This window comes from Chryseobacterium sp. C-71 (assembly GCF_020911865.1).
Taxonomy (GTDB): Bacteria; Bacteroidota; Bacteroidia; order Flavobacteriales; family Weeksellaceae; genus Chryseobacterium.
On record NZ_CP087131.1, the window covers coordinates 3,980,616 to 4,000,440 of the forward strand.

The 19,825-nt window shown below is 34.9% G+C and carries 19 protein-coding genes; 7 read left to right on the forward strand and 12 right to left on the reverse strand.

Features of this window, described 5'->3' with window-relative positions:
• Positions 1-16 precede the first annotated feature (16 nt).
• The 4 genes from LNP04_RS18435 to LNP04_RS18450 all read left to right on the forward strand — a co-directional run bounded on the left by LNP04_RS18435 (position 17) and on the right by LNP04_RS18450 (position 4,475).
• Positions 17-466, forward strand: a complete 450-nt coding sequence (locus tag LNP04_RS18435) for a VOC family protein (RefSeq protein ID WP_229984338.1) — start codon at positions 17-19, stop codon at positions 464-466.
• A 169-nt stretch (positions 467-635) separates the two neighbouring features.
• Complete coding sequence (locus tag LNP04_RS18440) at positions 636-1,277, forward strand: alpha/beta hydrolase (protein ID WP_229984339.1); 642 nt, start codon at positions 636-638, stop codon at positions 1,275-1,277.
• Positions 1,278-1,436: 159 nt separating this feature from the next.
• On the forward strand, positions 1,437-2,783 hold the full coding sequence (locus tag LNP04_RS18445; protein WP_229984340.1) for an ammonium transporter: 1,347 nt from the start codon (positions 1,437-1,439) through the stop codon (positions 2,781-2,783).
• 273 nt (positions 2,784-3,056) lie between these two features.
• Positions 3,057-4,475, forward strand: a complete 1,419-nt coding sequence (locus LNP04_RS18450; RefSeq protein ID WP_229984341.1) for an L-serine ammonia-lyase — start codon at positions 3,057-3,059, stop codon at positions 4,473-4,475.
• Between the two features lie 69 nt (positions 4,476-4,544).
• Here LNP04_RS18450 and LNP04_RS18455 read toward each other — a convergent pair whose 3' ends face one another.
• The 11 genes from LNP04_RS18455 to tsaE form a co-directional block, all read right to left on the reverse strand.
• Positions 4,545-6,185: a serine hydrolase gene (locus LNP04_RS18455; RefSeq protein ID WP_229984342.1), complete on the reverse strand. Its 1,641-nt coding sequence runs from the start codon at positions 6,183-6,185 to the stop codon at positions 4,545-4,547.
• A gap of 15 nt (positions 6,186-6,200) precedes the next feature.
• Positions 6,201-6,770 (reverse strand): Yip1 family protein, encoded by a 570-nt coding sequence (locus tag LNP04_RS18460; protein WP_229984343.1) that lies wholly within the window; start codon positions 6,768-6,770, stop codon positions 6,201-6,203.
• A gap of 3 nt (positions 6,771-6,773) precedes the next feature.
• Positions 6,774-7,178, reverse strand: a complete 405-nt coding sequence (locus LNP04_RS18465; protein ID WP_229984344.1) for a PH domain-containing protein — start codon at positions 7,176-7,178, stop codon at positions 6,774-6,776.
• A gap of 16 nt (positions 7,179-7,194) precedes the next feature.
• Positions 7,195-7,461, reverse strand: a complete 267-nt coding sequence (locus LNP04_RS18470) for a DUF2089 family protein (protein ID WP_229984345.1) — start codon at positions 7,459-7,461, stop codon at positions 7,195-7,197.
• 130 nt (positions 7,462-7,591) lie between these two features.
• Positions 7,592-8,437 carry a prephenate dehydrogenase gene (locus LNP04_RS18475; protein WP_229984346.1) on the reverse strand — a complete coding sequence of 282 codons (846 nt, stop codon included), beginning with the start codon at positions 8,435-8,437 and terminating at the stop codon, positions 7,592-7,594.
• A 179-nt stretch (positions 8,438-8,616) separates the two neighbouring features.
• Complete coding sequence (locus tag LNP04_RS18480; protein ID WP_229984347.1) at positions 8,617-10,899, reverse strand: cation:proton antiporter; 2,283 nt, start codon at positions 10,897-10,899, stop codon at positions 8,617-8,619.
• 168 nt (positions 10,900-11,067) lie between these two features.
• On the reverse strand, positions 11,068-11,778 hold the full coding sequence (locus LNP04_RS18485; protein ID WP_229984349.1) for a LytTR family DNA-binding domain-containing protein: 711 nt from the start codon (positions 11,776-11,778) through the stop codon (positions 11,068-11,070).
• Positions 11,756-12,526 carry a histidine kinase gene (locus LNP04_RS18490; RefSeq protein WP_229984350.1) on the reverse strand — a complete coding sequence of 257 codons (771 nt, stop codon included), beginning with the start codon at positions 12,524-12,526 and terminating at the stop codon, positions 11,756-11,758. Before LNP04_RS18490 ends, LNP04_RS18485 begins: the two co-directional genes overlap by 23 nt.
• 9 nt (positions 12,527-12,535) lie before the next feature.
• Complete coding sequence (locus LNP04_RS18495; RefSeq protein WP_229984352.1) at positions 12,536-12,907, reverse strand: hypothetical protein; 372 nt, start codon at positions 12,905-12,907, stop codon at positions 12,536-12,538.
• On the reverse strand, positions 12,907-14,100 hold the full coding sequence (locus LNP04_RS18500) for an alanine dehydrogenase (protein ID WP_229984354.1): 1,194 nt from the start codon (positions 14,098-14,100) through the stop codon (positions 12,907-12,909). The genes LNP04_RS18495 and LNP04_RS18500 overlap by 1 nt, the downstream gene beginning before the upstream one ends.
• Before the next feature lie 70 nt (positions 14,101-14,170).
• Positions 14,171-14,578 carry a tRNA (adenosine(37)-N6)-threonylcarbamoyltransferase complex ATPase subunit type 1 TsaE gene (gene tsaE, locus LNP04_RS18505; RefSeq protein ID WP_229984355.1) on the reverse strand — a complete coding sequence of 136 codons (408 nt, stop codon included), beginning with the start codon at positions 14,576-14,578 and terminating at the stop codon, positions 14,171-14,173.
• A 529-nt stretch (positions 14,579-15,107) separates the two neighbouring features.
• Here tsaE and LNP04_RS18510 point away from each other — a divergent pair.
• The 3 genes from LNP04_RS18510 (at position 15,108) to clpP (ending at position 18,949) form a co-directional block, all read left to right on the forward strand.
• The gene (locus LNP04_RS18510; protein WP_229984356.1) at positions 15,108-16,016 is read left to right on the forward strand and encodes a hypothetical protein; all 909 of its coding nucleotides are present in this window, start codon (positions 15,108-15,110) and stop codon (positions 16,014-16,016) included.
• Between the two features lie 121 nt (positions 16,017-16,137).
• Complete coding sequence (gene dnaG / locus LNP04_RS18515; protein WP_229984357.1) at positions 16,138-18,108, forward strand: DNA primase; 1,971 nt, start codon at positions 16,138-16,140, stop codon at positions 18,106-18,108.
• 151 nt (positions 18,109-18,259) lie between these two features.
• Positions 18,260-18,949 carry an ATP-dependent Clp endopeptidase proteolytic subunit ClpP gene (gene clpP / locus LNP04_RS18520; RefSeq protein WP_229984359.1) on the forward strand — a complete coding sequence of 230 codons (690 nt, stop codon included), beginning with the start codon at positions 18,260-18,262 and terminating at the stop codon, positions 18,947-18,949.
• Positions 18,950-19,062: 113 nt separating this feature from the next.
• Here clpP and tpiA read toward each other — a convergent pair whose 3' ends face one another.
• Positions 19,063-19,821, reverse strand: coding sequence for a triose-phosphate isomerase (tpiA, locus tag LNP04_RS18525; RefSeq protein WP_229984361.1), 759 nt, complete (start codon positions 19,819-19,821; stop codon positions 19,063-19,065).
• Positions 19,822-19,825 lie beyond the last annotated feature (4 nt).

Genomic DNA, 19,825 nt, shown 5'->3' on the forward strand with positions numbered 1-19,825 from the left:
AAAATAAATAAAAATTATGGCAACAGTAAACGTTTATCTTACATTTAACGGAAATTGCAGACAGGCATTTGAATTTTACAAATCAGTCTTCGGTGGTGAATTTCCATACATCGGAACTTTTGGTGAAATGCCTCCGCAGGAAGGAAAAGAAATGCCTGAAGAAGAAAAAGACAAAATTATGCACGTTACCCTTCCGATTTCTAAAGAAACAGTATTGATGGGAAGCGACACTGGCGGAGAATGGGCTTCAAGTCTGAAAGTGGGAAACAATTTTTCAGTTTCGATCAATGCAGATTCTAAAGAAGAAGCAGATAAATTATTCAACGGTTTATCTCAAGGCGGACAAGTTACCATGCCTCTTTCGGATACTTTCTGGGGTGCTTATTTTGGAATGTTCACCGATCAGTTTGGCATCAATTGGATGGTCAATTATGATGACCCTGCAAAAATGCAGCAACACCCCTAGTATAATATTTTAATAATAATTGATGTTAAAAAATAACCGGCAGATTAATTTGTCGGTTTTCGCTTTAAATATTTTAAAAAGCTTAAAAACAGTTAGTTATTAAAAAAAAATTAGCGAGCTTTACGTTTAAAGAAGGCAGTTTGATTTAAATTAAAATTTAAAAAAACAAATGAAAATATATGTAGTAAGTGGCTTGGGTGCAGATTTTAAGGTTTTAGAAAAACTAAAATTCCCCGAACAGCATGAAATCGTCTTCATTGATTGGATGATTCCTGAGTTGGATGAAAGTTTTGCAGATTACGTCAACAGAATGGCTGAGAAAATAGATACTACCGAACCGTTCTACTTATTGGGATATTCATTTGGCGGAATCATGGTGCAGGAGTTGAATAAATTGAAGCCTGCCGAAAAAGTAGTCATTATGGGAAGTATAAAATCTGATAAAGAAAAATCCCGATTGATAAAAATGGGTGAGGTTACAAAAATTCCAAAATATTTACCGATTCGTCTTTTCAATGATCAGACCTCTGTTTTTTATACGAGATTAAGAAAGTTTTTTGATCCGAAAAACCCGAAAGTTATTGAATATTTTCAGGTGAGAGATCCATATTATCTGAAATGGTCTGTCGAAAGAATTTCAGAGTGGAAATTTGAAGAAAACCCAAATGTTATTCAGATTTTGGGAGATCGGGATATTGTTTTTCCGATTAAAAATTCAAAACCCAATTATGTCATCAAAGGCGGAACCCATCTTTTTCCCGCAACCAAATATAAAGAAGTTTCAACGCTGTTGAATGAAATTTTCATTTAAATTTAAAATTAACCCTAATTTTTATTGGGGTTAATTTGTTTTAATATTGATTTATTAAAATTTATATTTAATTTTGTAGGGGTTGAATTGAAAAAATAATGAAATAGCTTTTGAAACTTAAATTAAGTTATTTCAAATACCTTTTAAAAATTAAATTCTATGAAAGTTGGTTTAAAATGGAAAGTTTCATTTATAATAATTTCTTTGGTAGCCATTGGCGGACTATTTTGGAAGCCCAGCGTTGATTTTCCGAACACCGGAGATTTTTTAGGCGAAGAAAGTATTGTTGGTTCAGATGTAGCATGGATTTTAGCTGCTGCCGGACTTGTTCTTCTCATGACTCCCGGGCTTTCATTTTTCTACGGCGGAATGGTGGGAAAGAAAAATATGATTTCTACGATGCTGCAGAGCTTTATTGCATTGGGAGTTATTTCTATTTTGTGGATTGTTGTCGGTTTCTCACTGTCTTTCGGAGATTCTATCGGTTTTGAAATCGAAGGCGAACATTACGGAATCATCGGAAATCCTTTTACTTATCCGTTTTTCAATCATGTGAGCGTTTATCCTCACAAAACAATGGCTTCTACGATTCCTTTCATCTTATTTGCATTGTTTCAAATGAAATTTGCGGTAATTACACCTGCTTTGATTACGGGTTCATTTGCGGAGAGAGTTCGATTTATTTCGTACCTGGTTTTCATGGTTTTGTTCAGTCTTTTCATCTATACGCCGCTCTGTCACATGGTTTGGCATCCTGAAGGGCTTTTAAATAAATTTTTCGGAGTTAAAGATTTTGCAGGTGGAACCGTGGTTCATATGAGTGCAGGTTTTGCAGCTTTGGCGGGTGCGATTGTTTTGGGACGAAGAAAAAATCCGCATCATGAACCTTCAAATATTCCATATGTCATTTTAGGAACAGGAATGCTTTGGTTTGGCTGGTTTGGTTTTAACGCAGGCTCGGCTTTAAGTGCCAATGCGACGGCAGCAATTGCTTTCGGAACGACAACGATTGCCTCTGCTTCCGCAATGATGACATGGATCTTTTTTGACAGAATCAACGGAAGGAAAGTTTCTGCTTTGGGAGCCTGTATCGGTGCTGTCGTAGGTTTGGTGGCCATTACTCCTGCTTGTGGCTTTGTTTCCATCCAAGAAAGTCTTTTTATAGGATTTGCGGCTGCGATCGTTTCTAATCTCATGATGAACTGGAAAGCATTAAAGAAAATCGACGATACTTTAGACGTTTTTGCCTGTCATGGAGTAGGAGGAATTATGGGAATGATTTTGACCGCAATCTTTGCTCACGGTGAAAATGCAAGTCTTCTTCACGGCGGAATCGGAGTTTTTATCCATCACATGATTGCTTTGGTTTTGGTTTCTGTATTCACATTTTTTGGGTCATTACTATTGTACAAAATAACCAACAGAATTATCACGCTCAGAGTTTCTGAGGAGTCAGAAAATATAGGATTGGATATGTCTCAGCATGAAGAAAGCCTGAAATGGTAGTTTAGTTTTTATTATAGTGATTTTTATTAGGGCAGTTTTATCCGCCTGTAATTTATCTTGAGCTTGTCGAAGGAGTCCCGCTTTTTTGCCTCCGCTTCGCTACGGCAAAAAGAGCTCCGTTCAAGTCGGGCTGCGTAGTTTGTGCAGAGTTTAAGAGACGTTTATAAAATGGTAGATTTGTTTGTTTTAGATTTAGTGATAAACCATTTCTGACATTTCATTTCTTTAGAATTTATCGTGTATATTTGCTCTTCATGAAAATGAAAATCACGTATGGAATCTATATCGGTTTTTGAGATTATAAAAGTAGGAATTGGGCCTTCCAGCTCGCACACGATGGGACCTTGGAATGCTGCTTCGGCATTTATCAGAATTATAAAAAGAGAGAGGTCAATCGCTGAGGTGAAAGAAGTTTTTCTAGAATTCTTCGGTTCACTGGCAAAAACGGGAATCGGTCATGGTACTGATATCGCCGGAATGTTGGGTTTAAATGGTGAAGATTTTAAAACCATCAATACTTCAAAGATCGACGAAATAGTTCATCATATCAAAACGTCTGAGATTCTCAATTTAGGCGGGGAAAAAGAAATTCCTTTTGTTTACGGGCATCATTTGGTTCTGAATATGTCTAAATCCTTAGATTTTCATCCCAACGGAATGATTTTTAAGGCAATTTTTGAAGACGGTACAGAGCTCGTTCAGGATTTTTATTCTGTAGGCGGTGGATTTATCGCTAGCCAGGAAAAAAATTCGATTGAGAAACAGTGTGTTCGTACGATATATCCTTGTCATCACGGTTCAGATATCGTAAAATATTGCGAGAAATTAGGTTTTGATAAAATGTCAGATCTAATATTAATCAATGAAGAAAGCTGGAGAACACAGGAAGAGACAAGGAAAGAAGCTCTGAATATCTGGGAAAACATCAAAGAATGTATTTATAAAGGCGTCAATAAAGAAGGTATTTTGCCTGGTGGACTCAATGTTACTCGCCGTGCTGCAGGAATGAACCGGAAATTATTGGGCGAACAGATTTACAAAAATAAAGACGAATGGTTTCAGCAGGTTGTTGATGCCGAAGAAAACTTCACCAATATTAATAAATGGATTGCCTGTTTTGCATTGGCGGTGAATGAAGAGAACGCAAGTTTCGGACGTATCATCACGGCGCCAACCAATGGGGCGAGTGGAGTGATTCCTGCAGTTTTAATGTATGCGCAGGCGTTTACACCGTTTACAAGTGACGATGACATTGTGAGATTTTTATTGGTTGCAGGAGAAATCGGAACCTTATTTAAGAAAAATGCCACCATCTCAGCAGCGATGGGCGGCTGTCAGGCGGAGATAGGGGTGTCATCAGCGATGGCTGCGGCAGGTTTAACCGAAATATCAGGTGGAAGTGTCGGCCAGGTATTGATGGCAGCAGAGATTGCAATGGAACATCATTTAGGATTAACGTGTGATCCGATTAAAGGCTTGGTGCAGATTCCTTGTATTGAAAGAAATACAATGGGTGCAATAAAAGCAATTACTGCAGCGAATATTGCTCTTGAAAGTGATCCTACAAAAGCAAAGGTAAGTTTAGATCAGGTGATTCAGACCATGTGGGAAACTGCGTTGTCAATGAATGACCGTTTCAAGGAAACTTCTGAAGGCGGTTTGGCAATTGCGGTGAATGTTCCGGAGTGCTAAAATAAAGATATAGTTGTAAAAGATGCGGACGTTTCACTTAAAACGTCCGCATCTTTTTATAGGGTTGTTTTACTTCTTGTCAAAAACAAGTGTATTTCCGTTTTGGATAAGGCTGAGTTGTTTGTTTTCCGGAGAAAAAATAATTTCTACACCGGCATTATCATATTTAAATGTATTTCCTTCAACATATTCTAAGGGAAATGATGGTTGGTCTGTCAACTGGGCAAAAAGGATTTCTTCTTTTATGAAGATTTTAAAGTCCAACTTAGTTTCTTTTGAATAATAATTACCTTCATATTTTTGCAATTCTTTTTCGGAGATTTTTTTTAGTTCTGTGAATTTTGGATATTCATATTTCTGGTCGTAAATGAGATTTGCGATTCCTAAAAATATTTGTCTGTGCGATAATTTTTCACCGTTAATAACTGTTGCGATTGAATAGTTTTCAGTCGGGCTATAAGAAACAAGTGTGTGGGTTCCGGCAGTATCACCACCATGTCCGTAAGAAATTTTATTGTAAAATGGCACTCTCATTACGCCCAACCCAAATGGTTTTTCACCTTTCGGAAGCATTCTGTCTAATGTTTCTTTTTTGATAAATTTATAATCAAATAAAGCATTAATGAATAAGCTCAAATCATGGGTTGTAGAAGTAATGTCTCCCAAACCAATACAGTTACGGAAATCAAAATCTTCTATCTCCATCCATTTTCCGGTGGTGTTTTCGTACGATTTGAAGATGTTTTTTTGCTTATCTAAAACCGAAAAAGTGTTTTTCATATTGGCCTTACTAGTGATATTTTCTTTCAATAAAACATTGTACGGTTTCTTAGAAACATCCTCTAGGATTCTGCTTAATAGATAGTAACCCGAATTTGAGTATCTTTCTTTCTCTCCCGGTTGAAACTCAACTCCGTGTTTTCTTATTGTGTCAAGAATTGCTTTGTCACCAACAGATTTTCCAAATAACCATGAGCTGACATAATCTCCCAATCCGCTAGTGTGATTCATGATATGTTCTAAAGTAATTTTATTGGCATTAGGGGCATCAGGATAATATTTTGAAAGTTTATCCTTAAGGCTTAGCTTTCCTTTTTCCTCCAATTGCATCAGCATAATTGCAGTAAAAAGTTTACTGACTGAGCCTATTTGGTAACCTGTATTAGAATCCCATTTTACATTGGGTAATTGGTCTTGCCCGAAGTTTTTCTGGTAGATTTCTTTTCCGTCTTTGAAGAGAGTGATGCTTCCGATTCCTTCTTTGTTTTGGGTAATATAGTTTAGAAAATCATCAATTTTGGCGGTGTTAATTCCTGCTTTTTTTATGTCTTTTGATATTAAAACTTTTGGTGCAGGTTTTTCTTTGCTATCATTTTTATAAAGGCTTAACGGAAATGATTTTGAATTTTGCGAAAAAGTTCCCTCAAAATGGTCGGCTTTAAATTGTCCTTTATAAGACGCATTCAATGCTCTCATTTCAAAAACCAATTCGTTATTGATGAATTCAGTTTTGTCAACGTTAATGATTTGATTACCCTGTTTTGGGCTTTTTGCTGTCGAAACATAGCTGTTGTTCTCTTTCGTAACGTCGAGAATTAATGGGAGAGTCATCCCGCCAAGATCAAGTTCTCCTTTCCATGAGCCTGTGATTTCTTGGGCGTAAAAAGTCTGTGCTAATAAAATCAACACGAGTAATAGTTTGGTTTTCATGCTTTTAAATTTATATTAAAGTATAATTTGGCTAATGATTGTAATTAAAAGTGAAACAAATGCGAAAATTACAATATGTTGCCATTTCTTGATATTAGTTGCAGTTTTGAAACCATTGTAATAAAGAACAATGCTGTATATCAAAAGAATTAATGATATAAATCCCAAAATGCTAACCAATGTCATATCAAAAATTGGAATATTTTCAGGTTTGTCAAAATTTTTTGATAGATTTTCTAAAGCTTCTTTGTAAAAAGGCAATCCACTGACAGGAATCATAATCATCAATGGGATTTGTGAAATGATTACCGTATTTAAAATATCAATGAATCTTGTTTTGCTGTTAAATATTTTAGCCAAAATAAAAATAACTCCAATTGCTAAAAGATAGCTTAAGCAGTTGGTTTTTAAAACATCCAAAATTCCTTCGTCATCAGTCAGAGTTGAATAATGAAAGATGCTGTCGTTAATACTGTCTGCATAATATGAGCCTAAAATATTAAGTCCGAAAGCGAGGATTCCGACGATTAAAAGTTTCTTTTCATCAAACTTCAAAAAAGGATTAAAAATAGTTTTCCAGGTCATGTTTTATTTTTTTACAGTAATGTTGGGATTTATTTTAAGCAAATCATTTTCAAAATCACTGAAGTTTTTAGGAGATATAATGATGCTTTCGTTTCTGAAATAAATTTCAACTCTTCCGATAATGCTGGGAGCAGGGGAAGAAATCATATTTCCGGTTTTTTCTATTTTGTAAATGTCGTTTATCTTGATTTTTGTAGTTCCGAAAATTGAATTTTTCACATACAAAAACTCAGCATCAATATTATATCGAATCGTCAGCATCAATAATATAATGGTTCCGAAAATTCCACAGGGCACTAAAACTATTTCCCAATTTCCATTTTTCACATCCAGAGAAATCGGCAACAAAATAATCAGAAAAATTGGAATTATCAATTCCCAACCAATTCTTGCAGGTATATTTTTCATTTGTAGATGTTTATTATTAACCGTTTAATCTTTTTATTTTTTCAATCAAATCGTCCATTTTGTTTCTCATGGTCGGATAGGAGAGTTCGGCTTGTTTTGCCATTTCCTTGATACTTCCGCTGGAAAGGAAAAAATTGAGAATGAAATCCTGCTCGTCTCGTGCCAATTTCAGAAGTACCGGAAGCTCATAATTTCCGTTGACTTCAGTTTTACAGTCAGGGCATTTCATCTCACTTACCTGAAGGGTGTGATCGCAACTCGGACAAATAATGGGTAACTTCATTGAGTTTTATTTCTGTAAAAGTAATAGTAATTTTAATAAAGTTAAAATATTTTTTAATAAAGTTAAAAATTTTTGTAAAATTTGACGTGAAAAAACTTCCCGAAAGAAGTTTAAAGTATTATTATGAAGTTTACTTATCTAAAATACCTCTTATTTTATTGGCATTTTCAATGAGTTCGCCCAAATATTCATAATTCTCTTTTTCCAAAGCAGATTTGAATTTTTTTAATTGAGAAATATGCTCGTTCAAAACATCCAAGACATTCTCTTTATTTTGTTTAAAGATTGGAACCCACATTTCCGGATGAGACTTTGCGAGACGAACAGTACTCGAAAAACCAGAACTTGCCAATTGAAAAATAGTTTCCTCTTCCTTTTCTTTCTCCAAAACCGTATTGGCAAGCGCATAAGAGGTGATGTGCGAAATATGTGAAATGTAAGCAGTGTGAAGATCATGTGCTTCAGCATTCATGTAAATCATATGCATGTCTAAGTTCTCAACGATATTTTGCACCAATTTTAAAGCATCTTCAGCAGAATCTCCACGATCGCAAATCACTCCGGCTTTTCCCGAAAAACTCTCTGCAATTGCAGATTTCGGTCCATGATTTTCCGTTCCCCACATCGGGTGGAAAGCGACAAATCTTGATCGGTTTGGATGATTTTTTACCGAGTTGACAATTCCTGCTTTCGTAGAACCAACATCCATCACGGTTTGTGATTCTGAAATGATATCTAAAACTTTTGGCAAAATTTTTCTAGCTGCATCCACGGGAATCGCAATGATGATCAAATCTGAATTTTTAATTCCATATTCAAAATCTGCCTGTTCATCGATGATGTTTAAAGCCAAAGCTTCTTTTAGATTATCTGTATTGTTATCGATTCCGTAGATGAAATCGGCTGCTTTTTTTTCTTTTAATTTTAATGCGATTGAGCCTCCAATCAATCCTACTCCAATGATACCTATTTTCATTTTATTTCAATTTAAAAATAAAAAACCCCGTCCGAGGACGAGGTTTTAAGTTATATTACAAGAATCTCTATCCCAGATCTGAGCTGAAAATTCTATAATAATATGTTCTGTTTTTGTTAATCACGAAGCGAAGGTAATGATTTTTTTTAATTTAGATTTAAAAATGCACCAATTATTAATTAAGGATTACTGATAATCAACGTTGAAGGAATATCAGACAGCCAAAGACTTTTTGAGTCGATAAGACCTCGCCAGCTCTTTTTGCTGATCAGCATAAGATCTTGTCCATTCAAAAATTCTTTCTCAATTTTTTTCTCGTTGTATAAAGTAATGTGATTAGGTGCGACCTGTTCGATACTTCTGATAAGCTCTTTTACCTCAATATTACTTCTGATTTGCCCTGCAACATCCAAAATAATAATCTGCGAATTGTTATTGTTGATTAGTCTTTTCGCATATTCAAGCAGATAAAAATCGCTTAAATTAAAAATCGGGACAAATACTTTTTCGGCTGAAGTAAATCCTTTTTCAACTAAGACTCCCACCGGAATATTTGTTTTATCTAAAATCTGCAAGGTGAAATCATCAAAAGGAGAATTGTTAAAAATATAGCTTTTTCCTTTTACAGTATTCAGTAATTTTTCAGGGTTGATGATTTTTGTGGTAAAGCCTAAAAGTCTTCCGAGTAAACTTCCTTCATACATCGATTTCCCGAGCATGATTAAAAGTAAATCGTAATTTCCTTTGTTTGAAATGCTTGTGAGATCACTTTCAATATCGGTTGATGCTTTGAAAAGGGTAGTAACTTCCAACTGAAGTTCATCTGAGGTTTGGATTACTTTTTTAAATTGTTCTTTCTCGAAATTTTCAATATCAAAAGCGTGCAGTTCGTCTACCGGAGCGATATTCATTGCGGTTACGCTTTTGTTTCCGTTCATTTTGTGAGTGAAATTGTCGGCTAATCTTAATAATGTACTTCCGGATTCGGCAGTGTCAAAAGATAAGAGAACTTTATATTTTGCATCATCATTTTCCTGTTCTTCATCGTCCATTGTCGATTTTTTTCCTCTAAAAAGATAATTGATAAGATCAAGGCAAGGACCGGTCATGAAAGTGGTGAATAATGCCATGATGACTAACATTGCAAACAATTCCGGGCCTAAAACTCCAAGATCATAACCGATATTTAACACAATTAATTCTGTAAGCCCTCTCGTATTCATCAATGCTCCGATGGTGAGACTGTCTTTCCAGCTCATTTTGAGGAATTTTGAAGTCAGCGCACTTCCTACAAATTTTCCGGTAACGGCAGTTAAGATAATGAAGCCACCGATTTTCCAAAGGTGAGGATCATTTAGTAAACCAATCTGAGTACGCAATCCTGTAAATACAAAGAATAATGGAAGCAATAAAACCAAAGCAACGTCTTCAATTTTTTCAATGAAAAGATTTCTGAACTTCACATTTTCCGGCATGATGGCACCTGCCATAAATGCTCCGAAAAGCGCGTGAATACCGATAACTTCTGTTGCGTATGATGAAATAATTAAGATTAAGAAAAACACAGCTACCAACGGTTTGCTGATAAATCCTTTACCTTTTTGAGATTCAGCGATTCTGATCAAGAATGGTCTTACCGCTTTTATCATGATGAAAACATATAAAATTGCCATCAAAATAACGAATACTGATCCTGAAAACGATCCCGCTTTTACAACAGCAATCACAGCTGCCAAAATACACCACGCCGTAATATCATCTGCAGCAGCACAGGTAATGACAACGGTTCCTATTTTTGTCTTATGAAGGTTTCTTTCCTGAACAATTCTTGCTAAAACAGGAAACGCTGTGATACTCATCGCAATGGCAATAAACAAAGCAAATGAGCTGAACTGAATTCCCGCAGGAGCAAATTCTTTATAAATAAAATAAGAAAGTCCTACTCCTAAAGCAAAAGGGAAAATGATACTCGCATGGCTGATTACTACTGCATCGTGTGCTTTTTTACGTAAAACACTCAAATCTAGCTCCATCCCAACAATGTACATGAAAAGTATTAAGCCAATCTGACTCAGAAATTGTAAGTTTCCAAGAGATTCTGTAGGAAAAATAAATGCAGAAAGTTCAGGAAAATAAAGTCCGAAAAGTGAAGGTCCCAACACGATTCCGGCAATCATTTCACCGATTACGGAAGGTTGTTTTAGTTTAACACAAATCCATCCAAATAGCTTTGCGACAAGAATGATGGTCACAATTTGTGCGAGTAAAAGTGCTAGAGGATGATGAAGATTCGTCATAAAAGAATCGGTGAAATTCTCCCACATCGTAGATCCTGTCGCTTTACTTGGAGCAATATTTTCTCCTATTTCTAATGTTTTTCCTTCGATAAAAAACCAGTACATCAGGCATGAAAAGAATGCGATGGTACTGATATAAAAGATAATATTTTTGTATTTCCCCATAATCAATAATCATTTTATCTGGCAGCAAAGTTCTAAAAATAAATGATTGTTAAAAGGTGTTTTTCTTGAAATGTAACAAATGCACAGAATAATGTAATGAAATTTGTTTCAAGCCGTAGAAGTGCTTTTTTTAAAGTATTTTCAAGAAGATAATAATTCTGAAAAATCTTATTTCCCAAATCTTTCCATAAACGAATTTTTATAAGTTTCGCCGATCTGTAATTTTAAAAAATGATCATTTTCAGTGAGAATCGTTGTAATAATTTCACTGGTAGACAAAACTTTTACGGATGATAAAGCGATGATTTCTTTTTTGTTGACCTGCGCAAAATCTTTTGAAGGCAACATTTCTAAAAGCGACTTGAAATTCAGATTTTTCAGCACGATGGTTGTTCCGTCTTTAAGGATAATATCTTTGTCGCGACTGTCGATTTCTGAGGTTTTAATATAAGCAATCTGCTGTGTAAATATGGTTGATTTTCCGATGTTGCTGTTCCATTCGATGGATTCTTTTTGTGGGAGATGACTGAAGAGATCTGCCGCTTTTTCAAATGCCTGAATCAGTCTTTCTTTTTTTATGGGTTTACGCACGTAGTCAACGACATTCAAATCAAATGCTTCAGCTGCATATTCTTTGTAAGCCGTTGTAAAGATGATTTTTTTTGAATCTGAGATTAATTCTGCGACCTGAAGTCCGGTCATTCCCGGCATTTCAATATCTAAAATACAGAGGTTACAATCGATGGAATTTATTTCGCTCAGGAAAATTTTAGGATCATTAAAAGCCTTTACAACTTCTACATTGTCAATCTGTTCGCACAAAAGTTTTAGATAACTTATAGCAAGCAGTTCATCATCAAGAATAACGCATTTTATCATAAAATTCGCCTAAATTGATTGTTAATTCTGCTGTGAAGATACCGTTTTTTGAGTTTTTTTGAAGCGTGTAAAAATTGTTGTAAATCATTTTCAGACGTTGATCCAAAGACTGACTTCCAAAACCACTGTGCTCTTTTTCCAGAACATTTTTTAACGAAGCTTTGTTGCTGACTTTCATTGTGAAAATTCTGTTTTCCAACTCAAGGTGAATGGCGATGAAAGAATCCTGAGCCAGAAAATCTGTGTGTTTAAAGGCGTTTTCAATTAAATCTACAGAAATCAGCGGTGCAAAAACTTTTTCTTCGTATATCATATCAGACTTGTCAATTTTAGATTTAATTCTGAAATCAAAAAGCGGATTGATTTTAATTTTATTAATTTCAATTAAGCTTAAAGCAAAGCTGAATTCCTCTTTTGGGCTTACAAATTTGTTGTTGCTTTCGTATAAAATATAATCCAGAACATTCGCCAGTTTATCGAGTGACATGTAGGTCTGATAAGCGTGCGACTGTACCGAATTTAAAATATTTTTAAAAAGATGTGGATTCAGTTTTGTACCGATGTGCTCCAATTGAACTTCATTCAAGCGTTGTTCAATTAACTTATTGGTTTCTGAAAGTTTGGTATTTCTCTTTCTGAAACTTTGATTTTGACTGAACAAATAAATACTTACTGTGAGGAAAAAGAAAATAGCAAAAACTCCAACGAAAATCAGATAATCGTGAATCATGTAGTAATTGCCGTCCATCTCAGTAGATTATTTTATTTTTTTTAAACTTAATAACTGAGCTTCTTCAGCACATTTTTCGAATGAAACCTCGTAATGAGGATTGTCTTTCGGATAAGAAATTAGGTAATCCGGACAAGGTTTTTTCTGAGCGTGACTTCTGTCGAAATCTACTTTTCCTTCCGTGATGATGCTGTCTTTTAAGAATTTTTCATCTACTTTTAAAGCTGCCATTTCTGTCTTGAAGCTTTCGGAATATTTAAAATCTTTAGATAAAGTTTCGGCGATGACACGGCTGTTGGGTAGATATCCGCTGCAGCTTACGCCTTTTTTATTAAGAACAAAAAATACAATAACCAATCCGGGAACAAGACCGATTAAAAAGAATTTTATTTTTTTCATTAGAAAATTAAAAGATTGATGTCATGATAAGTAAGTCCGAAACGGTCGCAGATTACCTTCTTGGTGTGTCTGCCCTTATACATATACAGACTTTGCTTCATTTCGTTTTTGCGGATCAGCATATTTTCGAAACCACCCTCAACATCGTAATTTAGAATATACGAAAGGAAAAAATTTGAGATTGCCTTCGTGGTTGTTCTTGGCATTTTTGAGGTCAGATTCGGAAGTCCGCAATGGATAACACCATGTTTGATGATGTAAGGATCTTCCATTGTAGTCAGTTCTGACGTTTCAACTACTTTGCCGTAATCAATGGCAATATCGATGATGACGCTGCCCTTTTTCATTTTGCAAACCATCTCTTCGGTGACAATCGGCTGCATATTCAATCTTGGAAGGGCTCCAATGACAACATCGGCACGTCTAAGACTTTTACTTAATTCTTTCGGGTCAATAATTGAGGTGGGAACTCTGCTGTCAACCAATGTGTGGAGTCTTCTCAGTTTTGAAAGCGAATTGTCAAAAACTTTCACGCTTGCACCCAAACCAATGGCAGCTTTTGTAGCAAATTCGCCAACGATTCCTGCGCCTAGAACAACAACTTCTGCGGGTCTAACACCTGTAATTCCACCAAGCATCAGTCCGTTTGATAAGGCTAGTAATTCCGAAGCATATAAAATAGAAACTGTACCTGCAATTTCGCCGATTAATCTTACCAAAGCCAATTGTTTGTACTCATCAGCAATAAATTCAAAGGCAATGGCATTGATTTTTTTCTCTGCTAATTTTAGGAAATAGTCTTTATCTCTAAGATTGATCTGTAGAGCAGAAACGAGATAAGTATTTGGTTTAAAATAATCAATTTCTTCATCAGTAGGCGGATTGATTTTTAAAATCAAATCCTGACTGAACGCTTCTTTCGGATCTTTTGTAATAATTGCTCCCGATTCTGAGTACTGTAGGTCGGTAAAAAAAGAACCTTGTCCTGCACCAGATTCTACAATGATCTCATGGCCGTGCTGTACCAAAACCTGCACCGCGTCGGGCGTTATACAAGTTCGTCTTTCGTTGAGACAGGTTTCTTTAGGAATTCCTATGCTGAATTGCTTGCCCTTTTTAATAACTTCCAACTTTTCCTCCTTTGGCATTAGTTCTTCCTCGGAAAAAGGAGTAAAAATATTTGTGGTACTCATTTTAAATTCAATTATGACTTAAAGAAAATTAATAATACAATCGATTTCTTAGAACAAAGATACATAATATTTAGTCGAAACTGATTTCTCTGCTCTCACCGTTGTTATGGATGCTCATGGTATGGTACTTTAGTCCGTAGAGTTCTTCTTCATAAACTTCCGGCCACTCGATAATGCATAAATAAGCATTGTCAAGATATTCTTCAATGCCAATATCAAAGACTTCCTCGATGTTTTTTAAGCGGTAAAGATCAAAATGATAGACTTTTCCTTTAGACGTATTGTATTCGTTCACAATAGAGTAGGTGGGTGAATTCACCTCGTCTTCACTACCTAAATTTTTAAGTAAAAACTGAGTAAATGTAGTTTTTCCGGCTCCTAAATTTCCTTTTAATAATAAAATCGGATGTTGAAGTTGAGGAGTGATTTCTTCAACAACGTCTTGCCAATTTTCTAATTTGGTGATATTAAAATTCATTTTTTATTTAAATTTTTCAACTATAATTCATGAAAAGTTTTTGTTCTTGCCATAGTTATTTCAGGATTTCTGATTTGATCATTCTTGATAAGATTTAGGTACATAGAATTATTTCTGCAATTTTTAAAGATGTCAAATATTCTATATTCTTATCAAAAAGCTATTTTAATATAGTTCTCTAATTCTGAAAAGACAAAATTACTGAAATTTATATTGAACGTATTTATATGACGGAAATTTTGATTAAAGGTTTGTATAAAAAGATGTTGAAAATTTGAGAATCGATATATTGAATATAAACTATTAATACTAATTCAGTGTATTGATAATATTGATTAAAATAATTTCTTATTTACATGTTGTTTGAATTTGTTTTTTAATAGTTAAACAATTGTTTATTTAATAATTATTTAAGATAAATTATGTTGTTTTTTACAATTTAGGCATAATTTATTTAATAATAAATTATTTACTTTTTGGTTTTATTGATTTTGTATTATTAATTTTATACTACATAAAAACTAGTGTCATGAAAAATATAAATTTACTTTTTGGTCTGCTTATCTTCGGTTGGCAATTTGCACAGGTTGGAATTAACACAGTGTCTCCAGCTACAACTCTCCAAATAGACGGAAATGCCCCATTAACGAAAGTTGAAGGATTAATAATTCCCAGATTTACTGGAGATGAAATTTTTTCCATGCCTATATCGGGTACGTTATTAGAATCTAATCTGGTATATGCAACATCTGCTGCGTCGGTTGTAAATCAGGTAGGGATTGGTATTAATCTTAAAGGCAAAGGTTTTTTTTATTGGAACGGCGGTCTATGGGCGACTGTTGATAATACAACGACGACCATTAATAATCTTTTAGCGTTTGTTAAACCGATGAACATCTTGCTGAATGATATTAATACCTATGCTTTTAGTGCAACACCATTTACTGTTCCTGATTCGCCTAAACTAAGATTGTTTGACTGCAGTTATATAAGTCCTGGAGATTTAATACTTGAGAATAATCCATTGGCAGGCTCTCCGAATAATTTTGTGATTTGGGATAATACTAATTCTAAAATTAATGTTCCGCAACAGCTTTTAGGAAACGTAATGTCCATCAATATTTCTTTAAAATATCAAGAGGTCACTGCGAATGCGGGAGCTTCCAGATTTGTTGCTTATACTGGTAATGCTGTTTATAATGCGGGAGCAGGTACGGTAACGGGAGGGACAAAAATTAAAGACTTACTTTTTAAACAGACAAAAACGAGTGGTTTTACCACAATCAGGGATGAATTGGTGCTTTCACCCATTATTGTCACCCAAGAAATTATTACTAATGGTATTAAATTATATTTAGGAAGTGGTGATAACAGCCCCATCAATTTCTATGAACCCGTACTTACCATTGATTTTGGTGTTGTGAATACTACTTTGTAGTTAACGTATTTTTTTAGTTTTCTATTTATACAAATGATTTTAAAAAATTATTTAAGCAGATTGAGACAGTATCAATCTGTTTTTTTGTTAAAAATACTTTAGGAATTCTTATTTTTACGCAATGATTTCCAAGCAGACGATAGATAAAATATTCTCAACAATCCGGGTAGAGGAGATTGTTGGCGAATATGTGCAGTTGAAGAGAGCGGGATCCAACTTTAAAGGTTTGAGCCCGTTTCATGATGAAAAATCGCCAAGTTTTGTAGTTTCTCCAAGCAAGCAGATTTGGAAAGATTTCTCAACAGGAAAAGGAGGAACTGCGATTTCTTTTTTGATGGAAATTGAAAATTTCACGTATCCTGAAGCACTTCGGCATGCAGCCAAAAAATACGGAATTGAGATTGAAGAAGACCAGCGTGAGTTTTCTGAAGAAGCAAAAAATGCGCAGTCTGAAAGAGATATTTTATACAAAATTCACGAAATTGCCAATGAGTATTTCCAAAATATACTGTGGGAAAATGAAGAAGGCAGATCGATTGGTTTATCGTACTTCCGTGAGCGTGAACTGAAAGATGATATCATCAAAAAGTTTCAACTGGGATATTCTCCGGAAAAGAAAAACGCATTTACAGAATTTGCTTTAAATAAGGGTTATTCCAAAGAAATATTAGAAAAATCAGGACTGTCAATTTTTCCTGAAAATTCTCCGGCTGGGATTGACCGTTTCCGTGAAAGAGTGATGTTCCCGATTCACAGTTTTTCGGGAAGAGTTTTAGGTTTTGGAGCGAGAATTCTCCGTAGCAATATTAAAACAGCCAAATATCTCAATTCTCCCGAAACAGAAATTTACCACAAATCAAATGTTTTATATGGTTTGAACCAAGGTAAACAGGCGATTTCGAGAAAAAACATCTGTCTTTTGGTGGAAGGTTATATGGATGTGATTTCGCTTCATCTTTCAGGAATTGAAAATGTAGTGGCGAGCTCAGGAACTTCTCTGACGACCGAACAAATCAAATTAATTAAAAGGCTTACCGAAAATGTAACCATTCTTTTTGATGGCGACAATGCCGGAATTAAAGCGAGTTTCCGAAGCATTGATATGTTGCTGACGGAAGGTATGAACATTCGTGTTTTGCTTTTCCCAGAAGGTGATGATCCCGATTCTTTTGCCAGAAAACATCCGCAGGAATACGTAGAAAAGTTCATCGAAAATGAGGCGATGGATTTCATCGATTTCAAAGCTGAAATTCTTTTAAAGGAAGCCGGAAATGATCCGATAAAAAAAGCCGAGGCCATCAGAAATATTGTAAAATCTGTTGGTTTCGTCCAAAATGGCTTAAAAAGAGAGGTTTATCTGAAAGAAGTTTCGACTAAATTCGGACTTTCTGAGCAGAGTTTGTTTAATGAACTGGATATTCAGAAGCAGATTACTCAAAATCAGGCGCCTAAAAGTCAACCAAAAGAAAATGTTCAGCCAAAACTGGAAATTGTTCCTGACAGCGTTGAACAGGTTGATCCGATTATATTTGACTTGTTAAATCAAGAAAATAATCTGGTTAATCTAATGTTGAATTTTGGTGATGTAGTATTACACAGAGAAAATGAAGCCAACGAAAAGTATGACATTACGGTGATTGAAGAAATTCTTCATCATTTTGAGGAAGAAAATTACGAATTTCAAGTTGAGCTGAATAAAATCATCATTGACAGCATTAAAGAAGGAATTGCCAATGAAGAACTTCGGAAAGGAAACTTCTTTGTCACATTTATGGATGAAAATATTACCTCAAAAGTTGTTGATGCCATTATGCCATTAAATGATCTTGAAAACTGGGCTTCAAGAAATATTTTTCCGCCTAATTATGGTGACAAAATCAATACTCAGGTGGAAGGTGATATTCTGATTCATAAGTTCAGATACATCGATTATTTAATTAAAGAAACTACTGAAAGCCTTGAAAATTATAAAGATAACGAGTCTAAATATTTTGAATCAATTAAAAAAATAACTTTGCTGAAACAGGCATCTATGCAACTGTCAGAGATTTTAGGTTATTCTCCGATTAAAGGAATTTATGTAAAAAGATAGCAGAAATTAGATGTTAGGATTCAACTAAATCGTAAAAAATTATTTTTAGATAATAATCTGCTACCTAAACTGCCAAAAAGTCCTATAAAATTTTAGGAATAAAAGTTGTAAATTACATCTTAATTAAATTTAAAAATATACCAATAGAAATATGGACATTAAAAAAGAATTCAGAGATTTCTCTGTAAAACACTTAGGAAATAGCGGTTTGGTAACCGATCAGTATATGGGAATGTATGGGCCAACCAACCTTACTCCTTATATCATGGAAGAAAGAAGATTGAACGTTGCACAAATGGACGTTTTCTCTCGTTTGATGATGGATAGAATCATCTTTTTGGGAACAGGAATTGACGACCAGGTTGCTAATATTGTGACTGCGCAGCTTTTGTTCTTAGAAAGTTCAGATTCTGCAAAAGATATTCAGATCTATATCAACTCTCCTGGTGGAAGCGTTTATGCAGGTTTAGGAATTTATGACACAATGCAGATCATCAAGCCAGACGTTGCAACAATCTGTACAGGTATTGCCGCTTCTATGGGAGCTGTTTTATTAGTTGCAGGTGAAAAAGGAAAACGTTCTGCGCTTAAGCATTCAAGAGTGATGATTCACCAGCCGTCTGGAGGTGCACAAGGTGTTGCATCTGATATGGAAATCAACTTGAGAGAAATGTTGAAATTGAAAAAAGAATTGTATGACATCATTTCTGAGCATTCTGGACAGACTTACGAATGGGTAGAAAAAGCGTCTGACAGAGATTATTGGATGACTTCTACCGAAGCGAAAGAATTCGGAATGGTCGATGAGGTTTTACAGAGAGCTAAGAAAGAAAAATTGTAGTATAATTTGCTAATAAGCTAATTTGAAAATTAGGCAGAATATAAAAAAGGGATGTAATTGTAAATTACGTCCCTTTTTTTATTTTCAAATTAGCTTATTGACAAATTTTCAAATTAATTAAACCCCTCAATAATTTTAGAAAAATCTTCCAGCTTCAAAGCTGCTCCGCCAATTAATCCACCGTCGATATCTGGTTGAGAGAAAATTTCTTTTGCATTATCAGGTTTTACAGAACCACCATAAAGAATAGAAACTTCGTCAGCAACTTCCTGACCGTATTTTTCAGCGATAATTCCTCTGATGTGAGCGTGAATTTCCTGCGCCTGTTCCGGACTTGCAGTCTCGCCAGTTCCGATTGCCCAAACCGGTTCGTATGCGATCACAACTTTCTTGATTTCTTCTGCAGAAAGCGTGAAAAGAGCCGTTTCAGTCTGAGTTTTTACAACATCTAAGTGTTGTCCTGCTTTTCTCTGTTCAAGGGTTTCACCATTACAGTAAACAGGGATTAAACCTTTATCTAAAGCTAGTTTTACTTTTTTATTGCAGCTTTCGTCGTTTTCACCGTGATATTGTCTTCTTTCAGAGTGACCGATTAAAGAACCTGTTGCATCAATCGATTCCAGCATATCTGCAGAAAGTTCACCTGTGTAAGCACCATTTTCGAATTCGCTCATGTCTTGAGAAAAAACTCCGATTTCATCTTTTTCAAAGATGTCTTTAGCCATCATTAAATATAAAGATGGGGGAGCAATCCAAACTTCACAGTTGGTTTTATTTTCATTTTTATAACCTAATAATTGAATCATCAACTGCTGTGCTTCAATTACGTTTTTGTTCATTTTCCAGTTTCCTGCAACTATTTTTCGTCTCATAGTT

What these genes read in the sequence shown, in the direction of transcription:
- LNP04_RS18435 (WP_229984338.1), top strand. Translation starts at nt 17, where the DNA reads ATGGCAACAGTAAACGTTTATCTTACATTTAACGGAAATTGCAGACAG.
- LNP04_RS18440 (WP_229984339.1), top strand. Translation starts at nt 636, where the DNA reads ATGAAAATATATGTAGTAAGTGGCTTGGGTGCAGATTTTAAGGTTTTA.
- LNP04_RS18445 (WP_229984340.1), top strand. Translation starts at nt 1,437, where the DNA reads ATGAAAGTTGGTTTAAAATGGAAAGTTTCATTTATAATAATTTCTTTG.
- LNP04_RS18450 (WP_229984341.1), top strand. Translation starts at nt 3,057, where the DNA reads ATGGAATCTATATCGGTTTTTGAGATTATAAAAGTAGGAATTGGGCCT.
- LNP04_RS18455 (WP_229984342.1), bottom strand. Translation starts at nt 6,185, where the DNA reads ATGAAAACCAAACTATTACTCGTGTTGATTTTATTAGCACAGACTTTT.
- LNP04_RS18460 (WP_229984343.1), bottom strand. Translation starts at nt 6,770, where the DNA reads ATGACCTGGAAAACTATTTTTAATCCTTTTTTGAAGTTTGATGAAAAG.
- LNP04_RS18465 (WP_229984344.1), bottom strand. Translation starts at nt 7,178, where the DNA reads ATGAAAAATATACCTGCAAGAATTGGTTGGGAATTGATAATTCCAATT.
- LNP04_RS18470 (WP_229984345.1), bottom strand. Translation starts at nt 7,461, where the DNA reads ATGAAGTTACCCATTATTTGTCCGAGTTGCGATCACACCCTTCAGGTA.
- LNP04_RS18475 (WP_229984346.1), bottom strand. Translation starts at nt 8,437, where the DNA reads ATGAAAATAGGTATCATTGGAGTAGGATTGATTGGAGGCTCAATCGCA.
- LNP04_RS18480 (WP_229984347.1), bottom strand. Translation starts at nt 10,899, where the DNA reads ATGGGGAAATACAAAAATATTATCTTTTATATCAGTACCATCGCATTC.
- LNP04_RS18485 (WP_229984349.1), bottom strand. Translation starts at nt 11,778, where the DNA reads ATGATAAAATGCGTTATTCTTGATGATGAACTGCTTGCTATAAGTTAT.
- LNP04_RS18490 (WP_229984350.1), bottom strand. Translation starts at nt 12,526, where the DNA reads ATGGACGGCAATTACTACATGATTCACGATTATCTGATTTTCGTTGGA.
- LNP04_RS18495 (WP_229984352.1), bottom strand. Translation starts at nt 12,907, where the DNA reads ATGAAAAAAATAAAATTCTTTTTAATCGGTCTTGTTCCCGGATTGGTT.
- LNP04_RS18500 (WP_229984354.1), bottom strand. Translation starts at nt 14,100, where the DNA reads ATGAGTACCACAAATATTTTTACTCCTTTTTCCGAGGAAGAACTAATG.
- tsaE (WP_229984355.1), bottom strand. Translation starts at nt 14,578, where the DNA reads ATGAATTTTAATATCACCAAATTAGAAAATTGGCAAGACGTTGTTGAA.
- LNP04_RS18510 (WP_229984356.1), top strand. Translation starts at nt 15,108, where the DNA reads ATGAAAAATATAAATTTACTTTTTGGTCTGCTTATCTTCGGTTGGCAA.
- dnaG (WP_229984357.1), top strand. Translation starts at nt 16,138, where the DNA reads ATGATTTCCAAGCAGACGATAGATAAAATATTCTCAACAATCCGGGTA.
- clpP (WP_229984359.1), top strand. Translation starts at nt 18,260, where the DNA reads ATGGACATTAAAAAAGAATTCAGAGATTTCTCTGTAAAACACTTAGGA.
- tpiA (WP_229984361.1), bottom strand. Translation starts at nt 19,821, where the DNA reads ATGAGACGAAAAATAGTTGCAGGAAACTGGAAAATGAACAAAAACGTA.